The 20,091-nt window shown below is 73.1% G+C and carries 19 protein-coding genes; 10 read left to right on the forward strand and 9 right to left on the reverse strand.

Annotated features, from left to right (window positions below; genetic code table 11):
* Together Asi03nite_RS12070 and Asi03nite_RS12075 are read right to left on the reverse strand one after the other, a co-directional pair.
* The coding region (locus Asi03nite_RS12070; protein ID WP_239102632.1) for a helix-turn-helix domain-containing protein at positions 1 to 438 on the reverse strand (438 nt) is incomplete at its 3' end.
* A gap of 95 nt (positions 439 to 533) precedes the next feature.
* The gene (locus Asi03nite_RS12075) at positions 534 to 722 is read right to left on the reverse strand and encodes a hypothetical protein (protein ID WP_203679111.1); all 189 of its coding nucleotides are present in this window, start codon (positions 720 to 722) and stop codon (positions 534 to 536) included.
* A 213-nt stretch (positions 723 to 935) separates the two neighbouring features.
* Here Asi03nite_RS12075 and Asi03nite_RS12080 point away from each other — a divergent pair, with 213 nt between their 5' ends.
* The 6 genes from Asi03nite_RS12080 (at position 936) to larC (ending at position 6,734) form a co-directional block, all read left to right on the forward strand.
* A complete protein-coding gene (locus tag Asi03nite_RS12080; RefSeq protein ID WP_203679113.1) occupies positions 936 to 1,283 on the forward strand; it encodes a hypothetical protein in 348 nt (115 codons plus the stop codon).
* A 182-nt stretch (positions 1,284 to 1,465) separates the two neighbouring features.
* Positions 1,466 to 2,014 (forward strand): GNAT family N-acetyltransferase, encoded by a 549-nt coding sequence (locus Asi03nite_RS12085; protein ID WP_239102633.1) that lies wholly within the window; start codon positions 1,466 to 1,468, stop codon positions 2,012 to 2,014.
* Between the two features lie 493 nt (positions 2,015 to 2,507).
* Entirely contained in the window at positions 2,508 to 3,716 is a 1,209-nt protein-coding gene (locus Asi03nite_RS12090; protein ID WP_203679123.1) for a lactate racemase domain-containing protein, read from the forward strand.
* 172 nt (positions 3,717 to 3,888) lie between these two features.
* Complete coding sequence (larE, locus tag Asi03nite_RS12095; RefSeq protein ID WP_203679135.1) at positions 3,889 to 4,758, forward strand: ATP-dependent sacrificial sulfur transferase LarE; 870 nt, start codon at positions 3,889 to 3,891, stop codon at positions 4,756 to 4,758.
* Positions 4,751 to 5,485: a nickel pincer cofactor biosynthesis protein LarB gene (gene larB, locus Asi03nite_RS12100; RefSeq protein WP_203679144.1), complete on the forward strand. Its 735-nt coding sequence runs from the start codon at positions 4,751 to 4,753 to the stop codon at positions 5,483 to 5,485. Before larE ends, larB begins: the two co-directional genes overlap by 8 nt.
* A gap of 25 nt (positions 5,486 to 5,510) precedes the next feature.
* Positions 5,511 to 6,734, forward strand: a complete 1,224-nt coding sequence (gene larC, locus Asi03nite_RS12105) for a nickel pincer cofactor biosynthesis protein LarC (RefSeq protein WP_203679151.1) — start codon at positions 5,511 to 5,513, stop codon at positions 6,732 to 6,734.
* On the opposite strand, the gene Asi03nite_RS12110 is transcribed toward larC, so the two are convergent.
* The gene (locus Asi03nite_RS12110; protein ID WP_203679160.1) at positions 6,731 to 7,606 is read right to left on the reverse strand and encodes an alpha/beta hydrolase fold domain-containing protein; all 876 of its coding nucleotides are present in this window, start codon (positions 7,604 to 7,606) and stop codon (positions 6,731 to 6,733) included. The genes larC and Asi03nite_RS12110 overlap by 4 nt on opposite strands.
* 105 nt (positions 7,607 to 7,711) lie before the next feature.
* Here Asi03nite_RS12110 and Asi03nite_RS12115 point away from each other — a divergent pair, with 105 nt between their 5' ends.
* Positions 7,712 to 9,898: a putative bifunctional diguanylate cyclase/phosphodiesterase gene (locus Asi03nite_RS12115; RefSeq protein ID WP_203679162.1), complete on the forward strand. Its 2,187-nt coding sequence runs from the start codon at positions 7,712 to 7,714 to the stop codon at positions 9,896 to 9,898.
* Here Asi03nite_RS12115 and Asi03nite_RS12120 read toward each other — a convergent pair.
* Positions 9,835 to 10,725, reverse strand: a complete 891-nt coding sequence (locus Asi03nite_RS12120; protein ID WP_203679164.1) for a chemotaxis protein CheB — start codon at positions 10,723 to 10,725, stop codon at positions 9,835 to 9,837. The genes Asi03nite_RS12115 and Asi03nite_RS12120 overlap by 64 nt on opposite strands.
* Before the next feature lie 336 nt (positions 10,726 to 11,061).
* Between Asi03nite_RS12120 and Asi03nite_RS12125 the strand changes: the two genes are divergently transcribed.
* Positions 11,062 to 11,949 carry an STAS domain-containing protein gene (locus Asi03nite_RS12125; RefSeq protein WP_203679166.1) on the forward strand — a complete coding sequence of 296 codons (888 nt, stop codon included), beginning with the start codon at positions 11,062 to 11,064 and terminating at the stop codon, positions 11,947 to 11,949.
* A 22-nt stretch (positions 11,950 to 11,971) separates the two neighbouring features.
* Complete coding sequence (locus tag Asi03nite_RS12130; RefSeq protein WP_203679167.1) at positions 11,972 to 12,337, forward strand: hypothetical protein; 366 nt, start codon at positions 11,972 to 11,974, stop codon at positions 12,335 to 12,337.
* A 1-nt stretch (position 12,338) separates the two neighbouring features.
* On the opposite strand, the gene Asi03nite_RS12135 is transcribed toward Asi03nite_RS12130, so the two are convergent.
* From Asi03nite_RS12135 to Asi03nite_RS12145, 3 genes are all read right to left on the reverse strand, one after another.
* The gene (locus Asi03nite_RS12135) at positions 12,339 to 12,773 is read right to left on the reverse strand and encodes a VOC family protein (protein ID WP_203679169.1); all 435 of its coding nucleotides are present in this window, start codon (positions 12,771 to 12,773) and stop codon (positions 12,339 to 12,341) included.
* 278 nt (positions 12,774 to 13,051) lie between these two features.
* Positions 13,052 to 14,416, reverse strand: a complete 1,365-nt coding sequence (locus Asi03nite_RS12140; RefSeq protein WP_203679172.1) for a hypothetical protein — start codon at positions 14,414 to 14,416, stop codon at positions 13,052 to 13,054.
* Positions 14,417 to 14,552: 136 nt separating this feature from the next.
* Complete coding sequence (locus tag Asi03nite_RS12145) at positions 14,553 to 15,818, reverse strand: cytochrome P450 (protein ID WP_203679175.1); 1,266 nt, start codon at positions 15,816 to 15,818, stop codon at positions 14,553 to 14,555.
* 100 nt (positions 15,819 to 15,918) lie between these two features.
* On the opposite strand from Asi03nite_RS12145, the gene Asi03nite_RS12150 reads away from it, so the two are divergent.
* Positions 15,919 to 16,341 (forward strand): YkvA family protein, encoded by a 423-nt coding sequence (locus tag Asi03nite_RS12150; protein WP_203679176.1) that lies wholly within the window; start codon positions 15,919 to 15,921, stop codon positions 16,339 to 16,341.
* A gap of 32 nt (positions 16,342 to 16,373) precedes the next feature.
* Here the strand turns inward: Asi03nite_RS12150 and Asi03nite_RS12155 are convergent, their stop codons facing one another.
* Complete coding sequence (locus Asi03nite_RS12155) at positions 16,374 to 18,125, reverse strand: hypothetical protein (RefSeq protein ID WP_203679177.1); 1,752 nt, start codon at positions 18,123 to 18,125, stop codon at positions 16,374 to 16,376.
* Between the two features lie 162 nt (positions 18,126 to 18,287).
* Positions 18,288 to 20,072: a Xaa-Pro dipeptidyl-peptidase gene (locus Asi03nite_RS12160; protein ID WP_203679178.1), complete on the reverse strand. Its 1,785-nt coding sequence runs from the start codon at positions 20,070 to 20,072 to the stop codon at positions 18,288 to 18,290.
* Between the last annotated feature and the right edge of the window lie 19 nt (positions 20,073 to 20,091).

Raw genomic sequence — 20,091 nt, forward strand, 5'->3', positions numbered from 1 at the left:
GCCGCGTTCGCGCAGGATCCGCCGGACGGTCTCGACGCTGATCGTGGTGAACCGGCCGCTGGCGATCAGGTAGTCACGCAGCTTGGACAGTGACCAGGTGGAGAAGGGCTGGCCGAGGAATCGGGGGTCACACCGGGCGATCACGCAGATCCAGTCACGGGTCTGCTCACTGATCTTGTTCGGTGTGCCCCCTCTCCATTTTGGGTCCAGCGCGTCGAACCCCCGCTCGTTGAACGCGTGGATCACGTCACGGACGTAGTCCTCGGTGGCCTTGAGCAGGTACGCGATGTCCGGTACCGGCTGGCCCTGACCGGACATCAACACCACGATCGCCCGGCGCAGCTTGACCGGGTTCTTCGCGGTCCGTGTGATCTTCTGCAGTCGCTGGCCTTCGGCCATCGACAGCGCCCGCACGAAGACTTCCGGGCGTCGGCCCACCCGGCATCACCTCCCACACCACAGCGTGAGAGACAGCCTGCCCGAAACATGCTCAGAACCGACGGATTACACGGCCAACGTTCAAAGACGAGGCACTAGCAAGTTCGGGTCAGCTGCCGACACCGCAAACCGGCGCCCAGGCCGCTGGCGAGATGCACGGCGGGTTCGCCATGGGCCGTCGGCTGCATCTGGCCAATGGTTTCGAGCGCAGCCCGCGCCTCGTCCGGCGTCATTCCAAGCCGCAGCGGATCGATGCCATAGGGCGGATCGAGCAGGAACTCCATCAGGCAATGATCGCAGACCTCATACGTGAGGTAGCGGATCAACTCTTCGCCCCGCCGTGCACGGATCTGCCGCCGAGAGGGCACCCGTCGTCCGCTGGCCGCCGCCCAGCGCTATTGGCGGTGCCAGCCGTGGCACGCACGCCCGATCGACGGGCGGCGCCGATACAGCATGCCCCTTCACCGGTCGGCCAACTGGTAGGGGATAGTACGGACATGGCGGTCTTCACCGAGGAAGAAGAGGAACGCGGGCGCATCGACTGGGAGGTTCTCCACGACGGCGGTGTTGGTGCGTTCCAGGCGATGAAGACACTTGACGGCGTGATCAGTCACTTGCGCGGACGCGGCTACGGTATCGCGGAGGTGTCGGCTCTGACATCATCGGCTCGGTCCGTCGCCGCCCAATCGCACCCGGCGCCGGCCGACTCGCACCACCCGCCTGCCATCCTTCTGACGGACTTACTCAGCCAGGTCTCGATGCGCTTGCCGGCAGCAATGCGCAGCAGCACCTCAAGGCGGTATTGCAGCAACGTGGTCCAAGGGCTGCTGAACTGGTCAGCATGATCCGCGAACTGGCAGGTGTACGTCTCCGGCAGTAGTCGACCAATAGCGTCCGCGCCACCACCGGGGGCCTCGGAGCGTGGGCTACTGCCTGTGACCACCGCTCACGGTCAGCGGCAGATCAGGACGTTTTTCCTCAGCCCGGCTTGCTTCAGCGCGCTACCGTGCTCGCCATGTTCCCTCCAGTGAAGATCGTCGCCGGCACACTTGAGGTTCGCGAGTTCGGACCGCACGACGAAGCCCAGGTGGCGGCATTCGTGGCGGCCGGCGATCGGACAGCCCTGCCGCCGGGCAGCCCGGCGACCGCCGATGAGGTGCCCGGGTGGCTGGGCGAGACCGTGCATCAGCATCGGCTGGACGGCCGCGGCGTTCACCTGGTGATGGTGGATATCAGCAGCGGTGAGATCGTCGGCAGCATCGGGCTGCGGGACACGAACTGGGAGGCCGGTAGCTGCGAGATCGGCTACGGGGTGCGGGCCGATCGGCGCAGTCGCGGCTATGCGACCGAGGCAGCCGGCGCGGTCGGCCGGTGGGCGCTTACCGAGGGCGGCATGCGGCGAGTCCAGTTGCACGCCCGCGTCGACAATGTCGCTTCCCTGCGGGCCGCCGAGAAGGCCGGCTTTCACCGGGAGGGCACCCTGCGAATGGCTGAATGGGAGGACGGACAAGCGTACAACCTGGCCGTGTTCTCGATGATCGGGACAGATCTCGACACGCTCGCCACCGGTCCCTGACAGGACCGAAGGCGAAAGATCTGACTCCCCCGCGGCATACTCGCTACCTGTACCGAGACGGATGCGGATAGCGGCAGGGACGGGCGCGCTTTGTCTGCGGCAGAGCGCACGGGAGGTTCAATACCGACGGCCATGCCAGTAGCACTACCGCGTTACGTTGTGAGCTCTCCTTCCCACGTATAAAGCGTAAGGTTCTGGCCACCGGGTGCAACACACGAGCGCCAGCGCCACAAACAGCCACATTGAGCCACGAAGTTGACGCTCGAAAATCAGGGCATATACAAATATTGTAGGCCTGCGGCCTTCCTCCCATGGGGGTTCAAGTCCCCCGCCGACACCCCGCACACCCCCGCGGACCATCCCTCGCCCGAGCCCGGAAGACTCCGCGAACCACCGCGCACGAGACCCCGCCCGGGGCCGGATCGGGTGACAAGCGGCCGCACCCGCCACCCACCGCTTGCCGGCACCGTGCGCCGGGCAGCAAGGTGCAGGTATGACTAGCACAATCGGCGGCCCCGGGCAGGTGCTCGACGAGGCCGAGGTCCGGGCGTTCGTGGCGGAGCGGTTGTCCGCGGAGGATGTTGACGGCCGGAGGGTCTGCGTGATCGTGCCGGACGGGACGCGCAGTTGCCCGCTCCCGATGCTGATGAGCGCGCTGCACCAGGCCCTGCACGGGCGGGCCGCCGCGGTCACCGTGCTGATCGCGCTGGGCACCCACGCGCCGATGACCGACGAGCAGCTGCGCACCCACCTGGGCGGGCCGTACCCGGGGTTCTCGGTGCTCAACCACGATCAGGACTCACTGGTGTCGATCGGCGTGATCCCGGCGGCGCGGGTGGCGCAGCTGTCCGACGGCCGGATGAGCCAGGACGTGGACGTGGTGCTGAACCGGGCGGTGGTCGAGCACGACGTGTGCCTGGTGGTCGGCCCGGTGTTCCCGCACGAGGTGGTCGGGTTCTCCGGGGGGAACAAGTATTTCTTCCCCGGGGTGGCCGGGCAGGAGATCATCGATTTCTCGCACTGGCTCGGGGCGCTGATCACCAGCGCCTCGATCATCGGGACGCGTGGGATCACGCCGGTGCGCGCCCTGATCGATCAGGCGGCCGGGCTGATCCCGAGTCGCCGGCTGGCGCTGTGCCTGGTCGTGCAGTCGGGCACCGGCGCGCTGCACGCGGTGTCGTTCGGCCCGCCGGAGGAGGCGTGGGCCGCCTGTGCCGATGTTTCAGCGCAAACCCACGTACAATATGTGGAGAAGCCCTTTTCTCGCATTATTTCGATAATTCCGCAGAAGTACGATGACATGTGGACCGGCGCCAAGGGCTTCTACAAGGTGGAGCCCGTGGTCGCCGACGGCGGGCAGGTGATCATTTACGCCCCGCACATCACCCGGATCGCGGCGATGCACCCGGAGATCGAGGAGATCGGATACCACTGCCGCGATTATTTCCTCAAGCAGTGGGACCGTTTCGCCCATTATCACTGGGGTGTCCTGGCCCATTCGACGCACCTGCGGGGCGCCGGCACCTACGATCCGGTCACCGGTGAACACCCGCGGGTGACGGTGACGCTGGCCACCGGCATTCCCGAGAGAGTGGTCCGCGCGGCCAACCTGGACCATCTCGACCCAGCCGCCGTCGATCTCGGCGACCCCGGCGCCTTCGTGGTGCACAACGCCGGCGAGGTGCTGTTCCGCCTGCGCTGACCCACGGCCGGCACGGTGACGGACCGGGGTGCGGTGGGACCGCGGGCGGGCCGCACCGCCCTCCCGAACCGACGACGAAACCGGCAGCGGAGCCCGCGACGGGGACCGGCCGCGGCCCGCGACGTCCGGCAGCCGCTTGCCATCACCGCCGGCGCGGGCATGAAATAGCGAGATGACTGATGCGGTACGCCCGCCGGCTCCCGAGCCGGCGGCGTGGCTGTCCGAGACCCAGACCCGATTCTCCGAGCTGCTGACCGGGATCGATCGGCTCGGTGTCGCGTTCTCCGGCGGCGTCGACTCGTCGGTGCTGCTCGCGCTGGCGGCCCGGGCGCTGGGCCGGGACCGGGTGGTGGCGCTGCTCGGCGTCTCCCCCAGCCTGGCCGCCGACGAGCGGGCCGCCGCCCACGCGATCGCGCGTGACCTGGACGTCCGGGTCCGCGAGGTGGTCACCCGGGAGATGGATCGGGTGGACTATCGCGCCAACGGGCCGGACCGGTGCTTCCACTGCAAAGACGAGCTTTTCACCATCATAACTGCCGATTTTGTACGATCGGAGCGCCTGGACGCCGTCGCGTACGGCGAAAACGCGGATGACGCCCGCCGCCCGGACCGCCCCGGCAGCCGCGCCGCCGGCGACCATCGCGTTCTTGCGCCGCTGGCCGAGCTCGGCCTGTCGAAATCGGACGTCCGCCGGATCGCCCGCGCGTTCGGCCTGGCCTGCGCGGACAAGCCGGCGGCACCCTGCCTGGCCTCCCGGATCCCGCACTTCGCCGAGGTCACGCCGGAGAAGCTGCGGCAGGTGGAGCGGGTCGAGTCCGCCCTGCGCCGGCTGGGCTTGCAGGATCTGCGGGTACGGCACCACGACACCGTGGCCCGCATCGAGCTGCCCGCCACGGATCTGATCCGCGCCGTCACCGAGCCGTTGCGGTCGGCGGTGCGCGCGGCCGTCCTCGAGGCGGGGTTCCGCTTCGCCGCGCTGGACCTGGGCGGGATCCAGTCCGGCGCGTTCACGCTTCCGCTGGTCGCCGCCGCCCATGACTGACCGCCCGACCACACCGGACCTCCCGGCCGGCGCGCCGTCGCCGTACCCGCGAATCCCGGAGGTTCCGGCGGACCTCGCCGCCTTCGCCGATCTGGATCTGCGGCGCACCGCTCGGCGCGGCTATCCGGAGGCGGTCTACTGCTCCGGCAAGACCCCCGCCCAGGTCGCCGCGATCGCCGCCGCCGTCGGCCAACGCCCGGATGTGATCACCCTCTTCACCCGCGCCGGCGCGGAACACGCCGACGCCGTCCGCGCCGCCCTGCCGGACGCCCACCACGACCCGGACGCCGCCCTGCTGGCCTGGCCGCCGGCCCTGCCCCCGCCGGCCGGAGGCACGGTGCTCGTCGTCGCTGCCGGCACGTCGGATCTCCCGGTCGCTCGGGAGGCGCTGCTCACCGCCCGCTACCTGGGCCGCGAAGCCGACCTGATCGTGGACGTCGGCGTGGCCGGCCTGCACCGGATCCTCGGCCACCTGCCGGCGCTGCGCGCCGCGCAGGCGATCGTGGTGGCGGCCGGCATGGACGGCGCTCTGCCCAGCGTCGTGGCCGGCCTGGTCACCGCTCCGGTGATCGCGGTGCCCACCTCGGTCGGCTACGGCGCCGCCTTCAACGGTCTCGCCCCGCTGCTGGCGATGCTGAACGCGTGCGCCCCCGGCGTGGCGGTGGTCAACATCGACAACGGCTACGGCGCCGGCCACCTGGCCGCCCAGATCACCGCGCCGCGGTGAACGCGGACCTCGGGGAAGCCGCGCGATGACACACCTGTGGATCGACGCCTCGGCGGGCATCGCCGGGGACATGCTGCTCGGCGCCCTGCACGACGCCGGCGCCGGCCTGGACCGGGTCCAGGCGGCCGTCGACGCGGTGGTGCCCGGCGCCGTGCTGATCACCGCCACCGAGGTGCGCCGCGCCGGCCTGCGCGCCCGCAAGGCCGAGGTCACACCGGTGATCGCCGACCAGCCCCGGCGCACCTGGCGCGACCTGCGCGACCTGCTCGCCGGCGCGCCGCGGGCGGCAGCGGTGTTCGCCCGGCTGGCCGGGGCGGAAGCCGCCGTGCACGGCATCGACCCGGAGGAGGTGCACTTCCACGAGGTGGGCGCCCTGGACGCGATCGCCGACGTGGTGGGCGTCTGCGCCGCCCTGGACGATCTCGGCGTCACCACGGTGTCGGCGAGCGAGGTGGCCGTCGGGTCCGGTTTCGTCCGGGCCGCGCACGGGCTGTTGCCGGTCCCGGTCCCGGCCGTGGCCGAGCTCGCCCGGGGCTGGCGGATCCGCTCCGGCGGGCCGGCCACTTCCGGTGGTCACGACACCCGGCCCGGCGGGCTCGGCGAGCTGGCCACCCCGACCGGTCTGGCGCTGCTGCGCACCCTGGCCACCACCTGCGAGGACCTGCCGCCGATGACGCTTGCCGCGGTGGGCGTGGGCGCTGGCACCCGGGACACGCCGGACCGCCCGAACGTCGTCCGGGTCATGCTCGGCGCCGCGGAAACCGTCCCCTCGACCGCTGCGGACGCGGTCGTCCTGGAAGCCAACATCGACGACCTGGACCCCCGCCTGTGGCCGGGAGTGATCACCGCCCTGCTGGCCGCCGGCGCGGACGACGCCTGGCTGACGCCGATCCTGATGAAGAAGGGGCGCCCCGCGCACACCTTGACCGCCCTGTGCCGGCCCAGCGCGGCGGACGCGGTGCGCGATCGCATCTTTCAGCAGACGAGCACCTTGGGCGTACGGACATCGCCCCGTCACAAGACCGCCCTGGACCGCACCTTCGTCCGGGTGGACGTCGACGGTCACCCGGTCGCCGTGAAGCTCGGCCACGCCGCCGGCCTGATCGTCCAGGCCATGCCGGAGTTCGAGGACGTCGCCGCCCTCGCCGCCGCGCTGGGCATCGCACAGCGCGACGCGCTCGCCCGAGCCACCGGGGCCGCGGCGGCGGCGGGCTTGACGGCCGGCGCCCGGCTGCCGCGCACCGGCTAGTGAGATCGGCCGGTGGCGGCGATGGACGCGCGGGCGTGGGTGACGATCATGCGGCGGCCGGTGCGCGCCTCCGGAACCGGGAGCAGCGGGTACACGTGCAGCGCGCCCGGCTCCTCGTGGTACGTCAGCGGCACCGTGGCCGGCAGGCGGTCGCGCAGCGTACGGCAGTCGGCGAGGGTGATGTCCCGGGTGCCGACCAGGATCTGCAGCGGCGGCAGGGCGCTCAGGTCCCCGTGGAGCGGGCTGATCCGGGGATCCTTGAGGTCGAGGCCGTTGGCCCAGGCGTCCGCGATGGGGCGCAGGCCGGGGCGGGCGAGCCAGGGATCGTACGGCTCGATCGCCTCGATGCCCGGATTGTCCATGGCCAGGTCCAGCCACGGGGCGAGGACGGTCAGCCCGGCGACGCCCGGAACCGCCTGCGCGGCGAGCAGCGCGAGGCCACCGCCGGCCGAGTCGCCGGCCAGGTAGCAGGGGCGGTCCTGGGCGGCGACGACCTCGGTGACGAACTCCAGGGCCTGCAGGCCGTGGTGGGCCGGCGCGAGACCGTAGATCGGCACCAGCACGTCGCAGCCGGTCTCCGCGGCCAGGTGCGCGATCAACGACCAGTGCTGGCTGACGATCTCGCTGGTGTACGCCCCGCCGTGCAGGTACACGATCACGGCGGGCGCGTCCGGGCGCGCGGTGACCTCGTACACCTCGCATCGGTGTCGCCGGGAGACCGTGACCGGGAAGCGCTGCCGGACCGGTCGCGGCGGCCCGGACCGGCCCTTGGGCCGGAGCAGGGCGCGCCGGCCGGCGTCCTCGCTGGTGAACCTGCGCCGGTAGGCGAGCCGGGTGAAGGCGGCCACACCTCGCATCTGCCAACTCGCCATGGCGGTCCACGGTGCCAGCCCGGCCCGAAATGATCAAGAGGGTTGCCGTCGGACCGGGTCGGCGACAACGCTCAACTGTGCGCGACGGCGGACGATTGGCTGCCCGTGCGGCGAGAGAACCTGTGGTGGTGGTGGATCGCAGCCGGCGCGGCTGCGACCGCCGGCTACTACCTGCTGCCCACCGGCGGGCTCGCGGCCAATCTGTTCTACAACGGGATCGGGCTGCTCTCCGCGGTGGCCATCCTGGCCGGCGTGCGGATGTACCGGCCGGCGAAGGCCGCGGTCTGGTACTGGCTCAGCGCGGGCCAGGCGGCTTCGGTCGCCGGTGACCTGGTCTGGGAGTGGTACCGCTGGATTCTGCACCAGGAGCCGTACCCGTCCGCCGCCGACATCTTCTACCTGAGCAGCTATCCGATGCTGGCGGTCGGGCTGTGGCTGCTGGTCCGCGGCCGGCGGACGGGCGGAACGCTCACCGCGGCCGCGATGGCCGGCATCGGCCTGGGCCTGGTGTTCTGGGTCTTCGTGCTGCACCCGATCGCCGCCGAGTCCGCCGACTCGTGGCTGCTGTGGGTGATCAGCACCGCGTACCCGGCCGCCGACGCCCTGCTGCTGGCCATCCTGGTCCGGCTGCTCACCGCGCGCGGCACGTCGAGCACCCGGCTGCTGGGGCTGGCCGCCGTGCTGCTGCTGGTGGCCGACGCGGGGTACTCCATCGCCAGCCTGCACGGCGACACCGACAGCGACCAGTTCTCCGCGGGCTTCCTGCTCTCGTACGTGATGTGGGCGGCCGCCGCGCTGCACCCGTCGATGGCCGCCGAGGCCAAGCCGGCCGCGTCCGGCCAGCAGGGTGTCGGCCAGCGCGTCTTCCTGTCGGTCTGCACCCTGATGGCACCGGCCATGCTGTTCATCCCGGACGTCGGGGACAACACCGTCGACCGGGTCGCGATCGGCATGGCGTCGGCGGCGCTGGTGCTGTTGTCGGCCGCCCGGATGGCCGGGCTGATCCGGCAGGTGCAGGCCAAGGCCACCGAGCTGCGGCAGATCGCCATGCACGACGACCTGACCGGGCTGCCCAACCGCCGCTACTTCGAGCAGGCGCTGACCCGGGCGGCGGGCACCGAACGGCCCCGGGTCGCGTTCCTCGGGCTGGACGGGTTCAAGAACGTGAACGACGAGCTCGGCCGCCCGGTCGGTGACCAGGTGCTGGTCCTGCTCGCCGCGCGGATCGTCGGGGCGGCGCCGGGCACGCTGGTCGCCCGGCTCGGCGGTGACGAGTTCGCGCTGCTGCTGCCCGGCGGTGACACCGGCGGCCAGGTCGCCGAGCGTCTGGTGGCGGCGCTGGCCGCGCCGGTCGAGGTGGACGGGCAGGAGCTGCTGGTCGGCGCGAGCATCGGGCTGGCCAAGGCGGGCGACCCGGTGGAGGCTCTGCGCCGCGCGGAGACCGCCATGCACGCCGCGAAGGAGACCGGCGAGCCGTACCGGCACTGGTCCCCCGCTCTCGACGAGCGGGCCGGCGAACACGCGCGGATCGGCGCGGAGCTGCAGGCGGCGCTGCACGCCGGCCACTTCCGGGTGGTCTACCAGCCGATCGTGGCGATGCCGGACGCCCGGGTGACCGCCGTGGAGGCGCTGGTCCGCTGGGAGCACCCGGAACGCGGGACGGTCAGCCCGGCCCAGTTCGTCCCGGTGGCCGAGCGCAACGGCCTGATCGTGGAACTCGGCGCGTGGATCATGCGGACCGCGTGTGAGCAACTGGTGCGCTGGCAGGCCGAGCTCGGACCGGACGCGCCCGAGCGGGTCAGCGTCAACGTGTCCGCGCGCCAGCTGGCCCGCCCGGAGTTCCCGGGCATGGTCGCGGACATCCTGGCGAGCACCGGACTGCCGGCGAGCTGCCTGACCGTGGAGGTCACCGAGACCGCGGTGTTCGGTGGCGGCCAGGCGGTGACCGCCCTGCACCACCTGCGGTCGCTCGGCGTGCGGATCGCGCTCGACGACTTCGGCACCGGGCACTCGTCGCTCGGCCTGCTGCACACCGTGCCGGTGGACGTCCTCAAGGTGGACAAGTCGTTCGTCGACCGGATCACCGAGGCCGGGCGGCACGCCGTGATCGCGAGCGCGCTGATCCAGGTCAGCCAGGGTTTGGGCCTGACGGCGGTGGCCGAGGGGGTGGAGACCGCGGAACAGGCGCAGGCGCTGTACGCCCTGGGCTACCGCCTGCTGCAGGGCTATTACTTCGGCAAGCCGGCCGCCGAGCCGGAGTTCACCCGGCGCTCGTCCGCCTCGCCGGCCTGAGCCGGGAGTTCGCCCGGGGCGGGACAATTCCGCGTGTACCACGGCAGCACGTGGGAGGTGATCAGGTTCGCGGCGCTCAGCGCGTCGTCGGCCCGGTGCTGGAACCCGCCGGTCAGGCGGGTGCCGCGCAGTTGCCGGGCCAGCCCCTGCTGGACCGCGGCGTGTGCCTGCAGCCGTACCACCGCCAGCCACAACGCGCGCTCGACGTCGCCGGCCGCCGCCGGCCACGGTTCCGCGGCGATCCGCCGGCTCGGGCCGGCCCGGCCGATCAGGTCGATGAGCGCCGGGCCGAGCTCGGCGGCCGGCCAGCGCCGCGCGCCCGGGACCCGGTCCAGCACCGCCTGGGGCATCTGCGGGCAGTCGGCGTCGGCGGGATCCTGCACGAGAACCGTCCCGCCGGCCGCGGCCACCGCGGCGGCGCCGTCCGCGCCGTCGCTGAGCATCCCGGACAGCACGACGGCGATCAGCCGGGGGCCCAGGACACCGGCGGCGCTGTACAGCAGGGTGTCGACCGCGGGTCGGGCCCCGTGCACGAGCGGGCCTCGGTGCAGGCGCAGCACGTCACCGGCGGTGACGACCAGGTGCCGGCCGGGCGGGGCGACGGTGAGCAGCCCCGGGGTGAGCCGCTGGCCGCAGACCGCGTGGGCGGCCGGGAGCACGCCGTACCCGCCCAGCACGTCGGGCAGCCGGTCGGCCGCCCGCTGCGCGCGGTGCACCACGATCAGGACGCTGGCCGGCAACCCGGCCGGCAGCCCGGACACGAGGTGCCGCAGCGCGTGGACGCCACCGGCGGAGGCGCCGATGGTCACGACATCGTGGACCGGCATGGCGGTGCTCCCATCCTCCTTCCCAGCCTTGCGCATCGGGGCCCCGGTGAACAGCCCGAGCCGGGCCGACCGCCCGTTCGGCGAGTCCCGGCCGGAGCCGGCGCCACGGGCGCGAACCGGGTCATCGGCGTCCCCGGGCCCGCGAGGATCGGGCCGAGGACGGGGCCGCCACCGCCGGCGCCGTCCGCCCCCTCGCACGGCCCGTCAGCCGATCCGCGCCCCGGACGGCCCCCGGCATGATCCACATCTTCGATCGCCTGATCACTCGAACGAGACCCCCGGTCAACACACCTTCGGCGGGGTAACTTGGACACAATTGTGACGATGGAGCCGGTCATGGACGCGCACAGTCGCGAGCAGCAGAACCTCATCGACGCGGAGATCCGGGCCAGCCGCCGGGACGTGCTCGGCGCGTTCCGCGACCGGTTGCGCGGCGACCCGGGCACGCTGGTCGCCGACGACTTCCTGGCCCTGGCCGACCAGCAGGTGGTCGGCACCGCGATCATGATCGCCGCCGAGACGGTGGCGGACGCCTGCGCGCTGCAGGTCCGCGACCCGAATACCGGGTTGCTGCGGGTCGCACGGCACCGCGGCCTGCCGCCGGCGGTGCTGGACCGGCTCGACACGATCACCATGACGCCGGCGGTGCTGCGCCGCGCCGGGTTCCGTGCGGTCTCCGCCCACACGCTGCACGACGACCGCGGCGACCTGCTCGGGGTGCTCTCGCTGCACTTCCGTTCGGCAGGGCGCCATCCGGAGCAGGACCGGCTGGCGCGGGCCGCCGCCGAGGCGATGGCCAGCCTGCGCAGCCCGCCCGAGCTGCGGCTGCGGCGGTACGCCGGCGCCCGGACCGCTGACGTCACCACGGTGGCCAGCACGGACGGGACGAGCACGATGGTGATCCGCGGCGCGCTGGACGCGATCACCGCGCCCGGCTGCGCCGCCCAGCTGGAGACCCTGGTCGCCGGTCTGAGCGGGGACGCCGTGCTCGTCGTGGACCTGCGCGAGCTGGACCTGCTGGCCGTCGCCGGAGCGCGGGCGCTGGTGGCGGCGGCGCACGCGTGCGAGGCCCGGGACGTGCGCTGCTACCTTGTCGCCGGGCCGGGACACATCGTGCACACCGTGCTGGCACGTCTCGCCCCCCAGCCGCCGCTGACCATCGTCGCCGACGAGTCGTGCGTCCTCACACCGGCGCTCCCTGACCGGCGTCCCGCCGCGGGGTAGTGCTGGCTCCACCATTTTTGGGGTGCGCGGCGACATCCGGCGGCTCGCGGGGGCCTACGAGGGCGCCACGGTCAGTTTTGCGGACGCGCCGTTCCCCGCCATGATCGCCCCGCGGTCCGAGGGCGAGGCCCTCATCGGCCACCTGCGCCGGACGATCGGCGACGCCCGGACGGTGCCGATGCACGTCGCGCCGCCGTTCAACGGGGAGGACTTCGCCCTGTTCCTGAACCGGAGCCCCGGCACCTGCACGTTTCTCGGCGTCCGCCGGCCGGACGCCGAGATCCGGACCAGTTTTCCGGACTTCGGCGCCTTCGACCCGGACGAGCGGGCCATCGGCCACGGCGTCCGGGTGTTGGCACCCTGGCTGGCCGGGCGTGCCCAGGGCTGACTCAGTCGAGGCAGAACTCGTTGCCCTCGACGTCGCGCATCGGGATGCACGACTCGTTCTCGTCGTCGGCGATGAGCACCTGCACCTGCTCCGCGCCGAGCGCGACCAGCCGGGCGCTCTCGGCCCGGAGCACGGCCAGCCGTTCCTCGCCGACCAGCCCGGTGCCCACCCGCACGTCCAGGTGGACCCGGTTCTTGACCACGCGGCCCTCGGGAACGCGCTGGAAGAACAGCCGCGGGCCGACGCCGGTGGGATCGACGCACGCGAACCAGGACCCCCGCTTCCCGGCCGGGAGCGACCTGTCGTACTCCGCCCAGGAGGCGAAGCCCGCCGGGGGCGGCGGCACCACGTATCCCAGCACTTCGCACCAGAACCGGGCGACCCGCTCGGGATCGGCGCAATCGAAGGTGACCTGGAACTGTTTTACCGACGCCATCCGTCCACCATAGAGGCCCGCCCACCGGCCACTGCCACGCGCCCGCCCGGAAGGCTTCGACGACCGCGGCCACCAGGCGGGGGGGCCGCCGGACGGCCGAACCGCTCGCCCCGGCTTCGCGGCACGTCCCGCTCGCTGGTGACGACCAGCGCCGGAGGTAGGCCGGCCAGCCGGTCCGGGCCGAGTGACAGCAGGCCGACCCGCGGGTCCCGGGCCGCGTGCGGAACGCCGGCGAGGCGTGCACAGCCATCCAGGACAGTAGCCGCCGGTTCAGCAGGTCAGACCACCAGCAGCTCGGTGCCGGGCGGGCCGCAGGCCAGCCGGCGCATCGCCGCGGCGGCCGGCAACGGCCCGGGCTGCGGTCCCGGCACGCCGCCGTCGAAGCGCTGCGAGGCGTGCCCGGGCGCCGACGGCAGCAGCGGGTAACGCCGGGCGATCAGGCTGTCGACGTGCCCGTGGCCACGGGCGAAGTTGGCGACCGCCCGCCAGTGGGTCAGCCCGGCGGTGTCGTCCTGGAACACCCCGGGCGGCTCGGGCAGCACCGTGATGGTGTCGAAGGGGCGGCTGCCGGCCAGCCACAGCTGCGCCGCGTCGGTCACCGAACGCGAGGACGACTCGCACCAGTACGGCACGGCGCGACCCTCCACCACCCGCCACGGGTCGATCATCCGCCCCGTGGTGATCACCGCGTGCCGGCCGTGCGACCAGTCGCGGTGCAGGTCCGCGACACCGGCGCTGAGGGCCTGCGGCTCGGTGTAGAGCACCCGGTGGAAGTCGTCGGTGAGCTGCCGCAGCTCCCTGTCGAGCGCCGGTTCGCCACCGGTGTCGGCGTACTGCCGGGGCGCGGTCTCGCACGGGGTCCGCCAGTCGCCGCCCGCGCCGATGCCGCGCAGCAGCCGCTGCAGCACCGGGTTGCGGGTGTGGTAGTCGTCCGGGGTCCAGCCGCCGGCCGGGGAGCCGATCTGGAAGCCGTACCGCAGCGGCCCGTCCCGCACCGGCCAGGTCCGCAGATCGCGGACCAGGACGATCGAGCCGGCCCGGGAGGTGAGGAAGTCGCGGTACGCCGCGGGCAGTGCCCGCCAGCGGATCTGCAGCGACACGGTGGCCGCGCAGAGCGGTCCGCGCGCCACCGGATCGTGCACCTGCCGTACCGTGACGTCGGGGTTGCGCGCCAGGATCCGCTCGGCCAGGGCCGCGCCCCAGTCCATCGCCGCCGCCCAGTCCGCGGCGTCCCCGCCCGGCCAGGGCGCGGTGAGCGTGAACGCGGTGGGCAGCCAGGCGGCGTCACACGCGGCCGCCAGGTGCACGGCCGCGCCGTGTGCCGAGCCGAGCACCACCGCCGGGTAGCGGCCCGCGGTGAAGTGACGCACGATCCAGGACGCCACCGCTTCCGTGTCCACGTGATCGATTCCGGACAGCGGCACCGCCTCGTCGACCGCCTCCGCGGCCAGCAGCACCCGCCGCTGATCCTCCGGGAGCTCGCCGCGCCGGCCCAGCACCGGGATCCGCTGCAACTGGCCGGCGCGGCGCTGGGCCGGCGGCACGGCCATGGCCAGCAGTGTGCGGCCCAGGCTGTCCGCGCACATCATCTGGCTCGCCGCCGGCACGTCTGTCCGGGCCGAGGTCACATCGGAGTTGGTCACAGCGCTCCCGCTGGGGGTTCGGCCAATTCACGGCCGCGCTCGACTACCCGGCGCGGGGCCCGGCAAACCAGATCAGCGGGTACGGGGCGGCCGGCTCGGCCACCGGGCGGGCTGCGCGGTGGCCGAGCCGCTCGGATCAGCGGTACGGCGCGGCGTGCTCGGCCACCCGGGCGGGCTGCGCGGTGGCCGAGCCGCTCACCCGCAGGAGCATGCGGCTGCGGGGCTGCGCCGGGATCCGGCGCAGCGAGATCGACAGATCCTGTTCCGGTACGGCGTAGTCGAGCCGGGCCAGGCGGATCGCCAGCGTGGCGAGCAGGGTGAGGGTGACGTCCTCGCCCGGGCACCGGTGGCCGGTGCGCGGGTCGCCGCCGCCCTGCGGGATCAGCTCGTCGCGCCCGGGGCCGGCGCCGAGGAACCGGTCCGGGTCGAAGCGGTACGGATCCGGCCACAGCCGCTCGTCGTGATTCTGTCCGTAGATGTCGAGCAGCACCATCGCGCCCTTCGGGACCCGCTCCCCGCCGAATGTGGTCTCCCGGACGGCGACCCCGCCGACGAACGGCGCGAACGGGTAGAACCGGCGCAGTTCGTGGGCGAACGCGACGGCGTACTCCAGATCCCCGCCGCCGAGTCGTTCGCGCAGCCACGGCCAGCGGTGCAGGGCGTGCCCGGCGAACGTGACGAACCACGACACCGCCACGGTCGGCCGGATGATGTTCAGCAGTTCCACCGCGGCCCGCCGCGGCGGCAGCAGCCGCCCGTCGGTCCCGGTGTGCCGGGCCACCTGGTCCAGCACCGAGTCGTCGCCGTCCAGCCGGGCCTGCTCGATCAGCCCGGTCAGCCACCGCTCCAGACGCCCGCGGGCCCGGCGCGCCCGCCAGTGCCGCGGCCCGGCCGTGGCGAACCCGTCGACCAGCGAGGTCAGATCGGCGGCGGTCCGCGGCACGTCGGCCTCGGCGAGCGGCACCCCGGACCAGTCGCAGACCGCCCGGGTGATCACCTGAGCGGTCTCGTCGAAGAGCACGACCTCCGGCCGGGCCGCCCACCCCGGCACGGCGTCGTCCCAGGCGCGGCCGGCACGTTCGGCGAGCCGGCCGACCTGGCGCGGGTCCTTGAGCACGGACAGGAACATCAGCTTGCGGTTGCGGTGGTCGATGCCGTCCAGGGTGTGGACCGCGCCGTGCCCGAAGAGCGTCCCCCGCACCGGCTCGGGGATGGCCCCGTGGCGGCGCACGTTCGCCTCGTCGTAGAAGAATCGCACGGCCCCGGGACCGCGCAGGCCGACGGCGCGCTTGCCCATCAGGCGGGTGTGCAGGATGTCAGGGTTCGCGGCCCGGCGCCATCGCCCCGGGAACCAGGAGTATCCCTGCGCGGCCAGACCCAGGCTGTCGTCAAGCAATGGCATGCGCCCGGTATGCCCCGGCCGCCCCAGGAGAAACACCCGGGGCAGGCGATTGCCGGACCGGCTGCCGGTGTGCGGGTCGGCTGCCGGGACAATGGCGGTCATGGCCTGGTGGTGGCAGACCCTGATCGGCATCGGCATCGCCCTGGCGGTGGTGTGGCTCGCGCTGGTGACGACCCTGCTCGTCGCGAAGCCGGACGGGGTACGGCTGACCGAGGCGTTGCGGCTGCTGCCCGACCTGCTCCGGCTGCTGCGCCGGCTGGCCGGCGACGGCACCCTGCCTCGCGGTGTGCGGATCCGGCTCTGGCTGCTGCTCGCCTACCTGGCGCTCCCGTTCGATCTGATCCCGGACTTCGTCCCGGTCCTCGGCTACGCCGACGACGCGATCATCGTCACGGCCGTGCTGCGTTCGACGGTCCGCCGGGCCGGCCTGGACGCCGTCCGCCGGCACTGGCCCGGAACCGACGCCGGGTTCGCCGCCCTCACCCGCCTGACCGGCCTGGCCGCGCCCCCGCCGCCGCAGTGAGCGGCCCCGGCCGCGGCAGCGCCGGGCACGCGCTACCGGCGCCATGCCTCCCGGATGTTGACCAGCAGGACCAGGATCGCCGCGAGGAAGAAGACGAACGTGACCACGTACCGGCCGTCCAGCCAGAGCACCACCAGCAGCACGATCGCCGAGCACGCCAGGACCAGGCGCAGCAGCACGGCCAGCAGCTTGCCGCGGACCGCCCCCTCAACGGTGAGCAGCACCAGCAACAGGCTCAGCGCGGTCTCCGAGCCGGCCACCCCGAGCGGGTTCACCACCGCGCCCAGCGCCAGCAGGATCAGCGGCGTGCTCAGCACCGCCCACCAGGAGCGGGCGCGGCCGAGCAGGCCGGTCTGCGGTTCCATCGGCAGCCGCCGGTGCAGCAGGTGCCCGTGCGGGTCCTGGACCACCGGCACGACCGCCGCCGATCGTTTCTGCTCGTCGGCGAGGCGGGTCCGCTCCATCCGCAGCGCGAGCAGCCGCTGCTCGTCCGGCAGGAGCCCGCGGACCTCGGGCGCGGCGGCGGGCAGACCGGCCGCGGCCACCGCGAGATCGTGGCGCAGGGTGTCGATCTCCCGGTCCAGCGCGGCCAGCCGGTCGCCGTTCTGCCGGGTGCGGATCTCGATGAGCTGGCGCTCGGCGTCCGGGTTGGGGACGACCTTGGCCAGCCCGGCCCAGCCGACCGGGTCGGCCCAGGACTGCCGGACGGTGCCGTCGCGCGAGTAACGGGGGCCGGCCGGGCCGCGCTCGCCGCCCAACCGGTCGCGGGTGTCGCGCCCCCACAGGCCGCGGAAGTCGCGCACCCACGGGGTGTCGTCGCCGATCAGGACCGGCTGCCAGCCCTCGGCCTGACCGGGACCGATCGCCCGGCCGTCGCCCCGGGCGTAGTCCACGTACGGAATCCCGACGGTGTTGCGGTCCTCGGCCGACCAGGGGGCCAGCAGGCGGGCCGACCCGCGCAGCGCGCCGACCAGACCGCGCAGCTTCGGCGGCCGAACCGTGATCAGATAATCGCCCGGCAGGTAGGCGCCGGAGTGCGACCCGGCGCCGACGAAGACCACCGGATGCCGGCCGGCGTGCACCGACAGGTCCGGGTCGTCCCAGCGGCGCCGCAGGTCGTCGCCGGTCTCGTCGTGCGCCGAAAAAACCACCCAGCGTGGCGGCGGCAGGCCGGCCGGCCCGGTCACACCGGTCCCGTCCAGGTAGATCGTGACCTGCTCCCAGTCCGCCTCGTGCTCGTTGACCCCGCCGAACGCCGACCGCCAATTGTTGAAGCTGTAGAAGTACCAGTACTGCAGGACGATCCACGGATCGTCGCGCAGCACCCGCCCGTAGTAGGTGGGCCGCCCGGGTTCCAGGTGGTCGCGTTGCAGCAGGAACGAGCGGGCCGCACTGCCGCCCGGGACGCTGCCGCGGAACAGCAGCGAGAACCGGTTCATGGCGTCGACCAGGCGGGCGGTCAGGCCGACGGAGGCCAGCCGGCTGGCCCGGGCCAGATGTGACGGGCGCTCGCGCAGCGGGATGTGGGCCAGCTGCTTCTCGGCGCCGATCCCGGACAGCGAGTGCTCCAGGCCCTGCTCGGCGCCGCCGGCCGCGGCCAGGGTGGCCAGGCTCAGGCCGCCCGGCGCGATCACCTCGACCGGGCTGTTGCCGGGTTCGACCCGCCACAGGCTGGCGCGGCTGACGTACCGCTCCACCGAGACCGGGTAGAACCACTCCCCCTCCGTGAACTTGGCCACCGGCTCGTACGCGCGCAGCAGCGCCAGGTCTTCCTCGATGCCCAACCCCGTTGTCCCCTTCGCCCTCGCACGCCGAGGTTATCCGCCGACGGGGCGGGAAGGGACCGCGGCCGCCGGCGCGCCGGGCGACTGCTCCGACGCCGGCGCGTCGGAGCCCGCGCGGCGCGGTCAGGGGAAAGGCTCCCCGGAGGGCGGCCGGCGCCGCGGTTAGGAGGCGGACAGGCGGATGTCCAGCCTGGAGAGGGACGGCTGGACGCCGACGACCGTGCCGGCCGGGTAGCGGAGGGTGTGGTCACGGTCGGTGGAGATGAGGACCACGCCCAGCCGGTGGCCGGGGGCGACCACGTGGTCGGTGGTCTGCAGCTTCCAGCGGAACGTGTACGGCTGACCGCTGCTGATCGGCGTGGTCACCGAGCGCGAGACCCGGTTGCGGACGTCCAGCCAGCCCTGCGTGACGATCTCGTACGGGGTGTTCGCGGTGACGTACTCCCGACGGTTGAAGCAGCCCGGATCGCCGTCGATGCCGGGGCCGACGCAGTCCTGTTCGGGTAGCGTGCGCAGCCCCGCGTAGCGCTCGGCGGGACCGTAGTCGACCAGCAGCGCGGTCAGGTACGGCGAGTCCCCGGCCAGGTCCGCGCGGACGGTGATCTCCGGCGTCCCGGAGATCCGGGTCTCCCGGGTGGATGCCGGGAACAGGTGAACCAGGCGGTTCGGGTCGGCCGTGGTCTCCGAGGCGGCCAGGTCGGTCGCGGTGCGCGCCGGGTTGTCCACGAACGTCTGCCGGCCGCTGGACCCCAGGCGCAGCGACACCTGGTGACCGGACGGGACAGGCCAGGTCGCCGAGGTCCGCCACTGGGTGGGCGCGACCTCCACGTCAGCCATCGGCTCGCGCATGATGCGGGTGTCGATCCGGTACAGCCAGTAGTCGAACCAGCGGTGCAACGTCGACAGCCAGACGTCGCGGCGCACGTTGAACGGGTCGGTGTGCGCGGCCTGGTGCAGCCAGATCTTGCGCGGGACGTGGTGCGCCGCGAGGGCGTCCCACCACTGCCCGGCCTGCAGCGTGCGGACGTTGTCGTCGTGCAGCCCGTGCACCAGGAAGACGCTGGCCCGTACCTTGCCGGCGTCGCGCAGATAATCCCGCTCCGCCCAGTACGCGCTGTAGTCACCGGTCTCCCGGTCCTGCGCGCGTTCCAGCTCGTCCATGACGCCGGCGCAGGTCTCGGGATCCGCCCTGGTCAGCACGGCGCGGGCGAGCACGTCGGTGTCCTCGCCCTGGAACCCGCCGGGCGCGACGACGCCGCCGTTGGCCCGGTAGTAGTCGTACCAGCTGGAGATCCCGGCGATCGGCACGATCGTCTCCAGACCCCGGACGCCGGTCGCGGCCACCGCGTTGGGCAGCGTGCCGTTGTAGGACACCCCGATCATCCCGGTCCGCCCGGTGGACCAGTCGGCCCGCACCGGCGCGCCGTCCGCGCCGAAGCCCTGCGCGCGCCCGTTCAGCCAGTCCACGACGGCTTTCATGCCGAGCGTCTCGTTGCGCCCGCCGGACGTCGGGCAGCCGTCCGACCCGCCGCTGCCCAGGCTGTCCGCGAAGACCACCGCGTAGCCGCGGGGCACGAAGTAGTTGTCCAGGTAGCCGCCGAAGAAGATGCTGTCGGCGCGGCTGGCGGGCGAGGCCGCGGTGCGGGCGGCGGCGGCGCCGCGGTCGATGTCGTCATGATTGGGTACGTCGTTGAGCCCGGCGTAATAGGGACTCGCCTGGAAGATCACCGGGACTTTGCGGCTGGCCGCGGGCCGGATGATCCGGACGGCCACCCGGTCGGGCCGCCCGTCGGCGTCGCTGTCGACGCCGGTCTGTACCCAGACCTGTTCGCGGATGGCCTGCGTGTAGTCGTAGACGGGCCGGGTGCCGGCATTCGTGGTGGCGGCGGCAGCGGCCGAGGGCGTGAGGAGCACCGCTATGGCGGCGATCGATGCGGCGAGTCGCATCGCGCCACCATATCGCCAT

The sequence above is a fragment of the Actinoplanes siamensis genome, from assembly GCF_016862395.1.
In the GTDB taxonomy this organism is placed as follows: Bacteria; Actinomycetota; Actinomycetes; order Mycobacteriales; family Micromonosporaceae; genus Actinoplanes; species Actinoplanes siamensis.

What these genes read in the sequence shown, in the direction of transcription:
- Asi03nite_RS12075 (WP_203679111.1), bottom strand. Translation starts at nt 722, where the DNA reads ATGGAGTTCCTGCTCGATCCGCCCTATGGCATCGATCCGCTGCGGCTT.
- Asi03nite_RS12080 (WP_203679113.1), top strand. Translation starts at nt 936, where the DNA reads ATGGCGGTCTTCACCGAGGAAGAAGAGGAACGCGGGCGCATCGACTGG.
- Asi03nite_RS12090 (WP_203679123.1), top strand. Translation starts at nt 2,508, where the DNA reads ATGACTAGCACAATCGGCGGCCCCGGGCAGGTGCTCGACGAGGCCGAG.
- larE (WP_203679135.1), top strand. Translation starts at nt 3,889, where the DNA reads ATGACTGATGCGGTACGCCCGCCGGCTCCCGAGCCGGCGGCGTGGCTG.
- larB (WP_203679144.1), top strand. Translation starts at nt 4,751, where the DNA reads ATGACTGACCGCCCGACCACACCGGACCTCCCGGCCGGCGCGCCGTCG.
- larC (WP_203679151.1), top strand. Translation starts at nt 5,511, where the DNA reads ATGACACACCTGTGGATCGACGCCTCGGCGGGCATCGCCGGGGACATG.
- Asi03nite_RS12110 (WP_203679160.1), bottom strand. Translation starts at nt 7,606, where the DNA reads ATGGCGAGTTGGCAGATGCGAGGTGTGGCCGCCTTCACCCGGCTCGCC.
- Asi03nite_RS12120 (WP_203679164.1), bottom strand. Translation starts at nt 10,725, where the DNA reads ATGCCGGTCCACGATGTCGTGACCATCGGCGCCTCCGCCGGTGGCGTC.
- Asi03nite_RS12125 (WP_203679166.1), top strand. Translation starts at nt 11,062, where the DNA reads ATGGACGCGCACAGTCGCGAGCAGCAGAACCTCATCGACGCGGAGATC.
- Asi03nite_RS12135 (WP_203679169.1), bottom strand. Translation starts at nt 12,773, where the DNA reads ATGGCGTCGGTAAAACAGTTCCAGGTCACCTTCGATTGCGCCGATCCC.
- Asi03nite_RS12145 (WP_203679175.1), bottom strand. Translation starts at nt 15,818, where the DNA reads ATGCCATTGCTTGACGACAGCCTGGGTCTGGCCGCGCAGGGATACTCC.
- Asi03nite_RS12150 (WP_203679176.1), top strand. Translation starts at nt 15,919, where the DNA reads ATGGCCTGGTGGTGGCAGACCCTGATCGGCATCGGCATCGCCCTGGCG.
- Asi03nite_RS12160 (WP_203679178.1), bottom strand. Translation starts at nt 20,072, where the DNA reads ATGCGACTCGCCGCATCGATCGCCGCCATAGCGGTGCTCCTCACGCCC.